Annotated in this window: 3 protein-coding genes; 2 read left to right on the forward strand and 1 reads right to left on the reverse strand. The window is 67.8% G+C overall.

Annotated elements, in window-relative coordinates:
- Window positions 1-402 precede the first annotated feature (402 nt).
- The gene (locus AC27VN_RS32700) at window positions 403-882 is read left to right on the forward strand and encodes a molybdenum cofactor biosynthesis protein MoaE (protein ID WP_203205322.1); all 480 of its coding nucleotides are present in this window, start codon (window positions 403-405) and stop codon (window positions 880-882) included.
- Window positions 883-888: 6 nt separating this feature from the next.
- On the opposite strand, the gene AC27VN_RS32705 is transcribed toward AC27VN_RS32700, so the two are convergent.
- Window positions 889-1884: a Bug family tripartite tricarboxylate transporter substrate binding protein gene (locus AC27VN_RS32705; RefSeq protein ID WP_093343468.1), complete on the reverse strand. Its 996-nt coding sequence runs from the start codon at window positions 1882-1884 to the stop codon at window positions 889-891.
- Between the two features lie 142 nt (window positions 1885-2026).
- Here AC27VN_RS32705 and clpB point away from each other — a divergent pair, with 142 nt between their 5' ends.
- Window positions 2027-4666, forward strand: a complete 2640-nt coding sequence (gene clpB, locus AC27VN_RS32710; protein ID WP_490879257.1) for an ATP-dependent chaperone ClpB — start codon at window positions 2027-2029, stop codon at window positions 4664-4666.
- Window positions 4667-4846: the final 180 nt, after the last annotated feature.

The raw sequence follows: 4846 nt of genomic DNA on the forward strand, positions 1-4846 counted from the left end.
CATCGGCCGCCAGGCGGCGCGTGAGCGCGGCCAGCGCCGCATGGTCGAGCGCGCCGTCGCGAAACGGGGTCACGAGGGGAATCCACAGGCCCGAGAAATCGGGAACGGCAGTGGCGGAGGAGGAATGGTTGGCGGGCACGCGGGCGTCCTTTCGACGATCGACCGATGGAAGGAACCATCGTCCGATGCGCGCGCAACCCATGCGGGGCCAGTGCCTGTGCCGGTTCCGTCGCTCATCCGACGACGGAACCGAAGCTCCGGTCAGACGAGCTTTGGTTTTTTGGCTTTGCCGCCCAGGCGCGCGCCGTTCGTGCCTTCGGTCGAAGGTGCGGGCGAACGTGCGGTCAGGGCGAACATGGGGCTGGAGTTTAGCCGCGAGCGCCGCGGTGCCACAATTTGCACATGGCATTTCCGCAACGCGTCACCATCCAGACGGCCGATTTCGATCTCGGCGCCGAAGTCGCAGCCCTGCGCGCGAGCGACGCGCGCATCGGCGCCGTCTGCAGCTTCATCGGCACCGTGCGCGACCGCAACGACGGCGCCGATGTCGCGTCGATGGAGCTCGAGCACTACCCCGGCATGACCGAGAAATCGATCGAGGCCATGATCGACGAAGCACACGAGCGCTTCGACATCCTCGGCGTGCGCGTGATCCACCGCGTGGGCCTGCTGCAGCCGCTCGCGCAGATCATGATGGTGGCGGTGGCCTCGGCGCACCGCGGCGAGAGCTTCCAGGCCTGCGAGTTCCTGATGGACTACCTCAAGACCCAGGCGCCGTTCTGGAAGAAGGAGCAGACGCCCGAGGGCGCCCGCTGGGTCGATGCGCGCGTCGCGGACGACGCGGCGCTCGCGCGCTGGGGCATCAGCGCGTCGAACGCCTGAACGCGCTCACAGCGGCTTGAAGCCGCTCGACTGGATGATCCGTTCCCAGGTCTGCGTGTAGCTGCGCACGCGGCCCGCGAACTGGCCCTGCGGCTCGTAGCCGACCGTCAGGCCCAGCGTGGTGAGCTTCTGCTTCACGTCGGGCATGGCCAGCACCTTCTGCAGCGCCTCGCCGTACTTGTCGATGATCGGCTGCGGCGTGCCCACGGGCGCGAAGATGCCGTAGTAGGGCAGGTCCTCGAGGTTCGCGAAGCCCAGTTCGGTGAAGGTCGGCACGTTGGGCAGCAGCGCCTGGCGCTTGGCGCCGATCGAGGCCACGATGCGCAGCTTGCCGGCCTTGTGGTTCTCGATGAAGTCGGGCACCGAGGCGATGCCGGCCGTGATCTGGTTGCCCAGCATGTCGGCCGTCATCGGCGCGCTGCCGCGGTAGGGCGCGGGCTGCACGTCAATCTTGTACTTGTCCGAGATCATCTTCACGAGGAACTCGGGGATCGAGGCCGGCGCCGGGATGCCGATGGTCTCCTTGCCGCCCTTCTGCGTGCGCACCCACTTGACGTACTCGTCGATGCTCTTGGCCGGCGTGCCGCCCGACACCGCCAGCACGTTGGCGAAGGTCGCGAAGCCTGCCACGGGCACGAAGTCGGTGGCGGGGTTGAAGCCCGGGTTCTTGACCACCTGCGGCAGGATCGAGATCGTGTGGTCGTGCGTGAGGAACAGCGTGTGGCCGTCGGCCGGCGAGGACTTCAGCACCTGCGCCGCGATCTGGCCGCCCGCGCCCGCGCGGTTCTCGACCACCACCGGCGCGCCGAGCTCGTCCTTGAGCTTCTCGCCCAGCGTGCGCGCGATCGCGTCGGTGCCGGCGCCGGCCGGGAAGCCGACCAGGATGCGGATCGGCGTGCCGCTCTGGGCCTGTGCCAGCCCGGCCATGCCCAGGGCAGCCGCGAGGAGGCCCACGCCGAGCGCGCGGCGCACCGGTTGGACGCGCTGCATTGAAAAAACCATGATCGACTCCATTCGAGAAGAGAGAAATGCCTACGGGCGGAAGGGTGCGGGCATCGTGCAATAGCCGTGCCCGCCGCGCGGGCCCGGCCCGCAACCTTGAATCGTGCCCGAACAGCCCTATTTTGGATGCAGGAATACCACCATGCGACAAGACAAACTCACCACCAAGTTCCAGGAAGCGCTGGGCGACGCGCAGTCGCTCGCGCTCGGCAACGACAACGCCTACATCGAGCCGGCCCACCTGCTGGCCGCGATGCTGCGCCAGGACGACGGCCCGCGCGCGCTGCTCGAGCGCGCCGGGGTCAACGTGCCCGGCCTCGCCCAGGCCGCCGAGGCGACCATCAAGAAGCTGCCCCAGGTGCAGGGCCACGACATCGTGCAGGTCGGCCCCGAGCTCGGCAAGCTGCTGCAGGCGACCGAGAAGGAAGCCCTCAAGCGCAACGACCAGTTCATCGCGGGCGAGCTCTTCCTGCTGGCCGTGGCCGACAGCAAGAGCGACGTCGGCCGGATCGCCAAGGAGAACGGCCTCTCGCGCAAGTCGCTCGAGTCCGCGATCGACGCGGTGCGCGGCGGCCAGGGCGTGAACAGCGCCGATGCCGAAGGCCAGCGCGAGGCGCTCAAGAAATACACGCTCGACCTCACCGAGCGCGCGCGCCTGGGCAAGCTCGATCCGGTGATCGGCCGCGACGAGGAAATCCGCCGCGCGATCCAGGTGCTGCAACGCCGCACCAAGAACAACCCCGTGCTGATCGGCGAACCCGGCGTGGGCAAGACCGCCATCGTCGAAGGCCTCGCGCAGCGCATCGTCGCGGGCGAGGTGCCCGATTCGCTCAAGGGCAAGCGCGTGCTGTCGCTCGACATGGCCTCGCTGCTGGCGGGCGCCAAGTTCCGCGGCGAGTTCGAGGAACGGCTCAAGACCGTGCTCAACGAGCTCGCGAAGGACGAGGGCCAGACCATCGTCTTCATCGACGAGCTCCACACCATGGTCGGCGCCGGCAAGGCCGAGGGCGCGATGGACGCGGGCAACATGCTCAAGCCCGCGCTCGCGCGCGGCGAGCTGCACTGCGTGGGCGCCACCACGCTCGACGAATACCGCAAGTACATCGAGAAGGACGCCGCGCTCGAGCGCCGCTTCCAGAAGATCATCGTGGGCGAGCCCAGCGTCGAGGCCACCATCGCCATCCTGCGCGGGCTGCAGGAGAAGTACGAGGTGCACCACGGCGTGCAGATCACCGACCCGGCCATCGTGGCCGCGGCCGAACTCAGCGACCGCTACGTCACCGACCGCTTCCTGCCCGACAAGGCCATCGACCTGATCGACGAGGCCGCGGCCAAGATCAAGATCGAGATGGACTCCAAGCCCGAGGTGATGGACCGCCTCGACCGCCGCCTGATCCAGCTGCAGATCGAGCGCGAGGCCGTGCGCCGCGAGAAGGACGAGGCTTCGCAGAAGCGCTTCGGCCTGATCGAGGACGAGATCGCCAAGCTGCAGAAGGAGATCGCCGACTACGACGAGATCTGGCAGGCCGAGAAGGCCCAGGCCCAGGGCAGCGCGCACGTGCGCGAGGACATCGACAAGATCAAGTTCCAGATCGAGGAATGGAAGCGCAAGGGCGACTTCAACAAGGTCGCCGAGCTGCAGTACGGCCAGCTGCCGGCGCTCGAGAAGCGCCTGAAGGAAGCCGAGGCCAGCGAGGCCAGCAAGGGCAAGTCGAGCGCGCACACGCTGCTGCGCACCCAGGTCGGCGCGGAAGAGATCGCCGAGGTCGTGGCGCGCGCCACCGGCATCCCGGTCGCCAAGCTGATGCAGGGCGAGCGCGACAAGCTGCTCGTGATGGAAGACAAGCTGCACGAGCGCGTGGTGGGCCAGGACGAGGCCATCGGCGCGGTCGCCAATGCGATCCGCCGCTCGCGCTCGGGCCTGTCCGATCCGAACCGGCCCACGGGCTCGTTCCTGTTCCTCGGCCCCACGGGCGTGGGCAAGACCGAACTCTGCAAGGCGCTCGCGGGCTTCCTGTTCGACAGCGAAGACCACCTGATCCGCATCGACATGAGCGAGTTCATGGAGAAGCACTCGGTGGCCCGCCTGATCGGCGCGCCGCCCGGCTACGTGGGCTACGAGGAGGGCGGCTACCTGACGGAAGCCGTGCGCCGCAAGCCCTACAGCGTGGTGCTGCTCGACGAGGTCGAGAAGGCGCACCCGGACGTGTTCAACGTGCTGCTGCAGGTGCTCGACGATGGCCGCCTGACTGATGGCCAGGGCCGCACCGTGGACTTCAAGAACACGGTGATCGTGATGACCAGCAACATCGGCTCGCCGATCATCCAGGCCATGGTGGGAAAGCCGGGCGAGGAGATCAAGGAAGCGGTGTGGGACGAGCTGAAGAACTACTTCCGCCCCGAGTTCCTCAACCGCATCGACGAGACGGTGGTGTTCCACGCGCTCGACGCGAAGAACATCGAATCGATCGCCGCGATCCAGCTCAAGGTGCTGCAGGCACGGCTCGCGAAGATGGACCTGGGCCTCGAGGTGTCGCCGGCGGCGCTGGCCGAGATCGCGAAGGTCGGCTTCGACCCGGTGTTCGGCGCCCGTCCGCTGAAGCGCGCGATCCAGCAGCGCATCGAGAATCCGCTCTCGCGGCTGCTGCTCGACGGCAGCTTCGGGCCGAAGGACACGATCGAGGTCACGACCGACCCGATCCGTTCGCCAGGCCAGTTCGGCTTCGCAAAAGCAGGAAATCCCGGAAAAACCGGGGAACCTGCGGCCGAAGCCTCGGCCTAAGATGGAATGATGAACTTCATTCTTCGCGTGATCCTCGTGATGCTGGGCCTGGTCTTTGCGGCCAGCCTGGCGGTTGCCGTGGTGCTGCTGGCCGCGGTGTGGGGCGTGCGCTACGCCTGGGGCCGTCTCACGGGCAAGCCCGTGACGCCGTGGGTGATGCGCTTCAACCCGCGTTCGGGC

The sequence above is a fragment of the Variovorax sp. 20P10.2.4 genome (assembly GCF_058244205.1).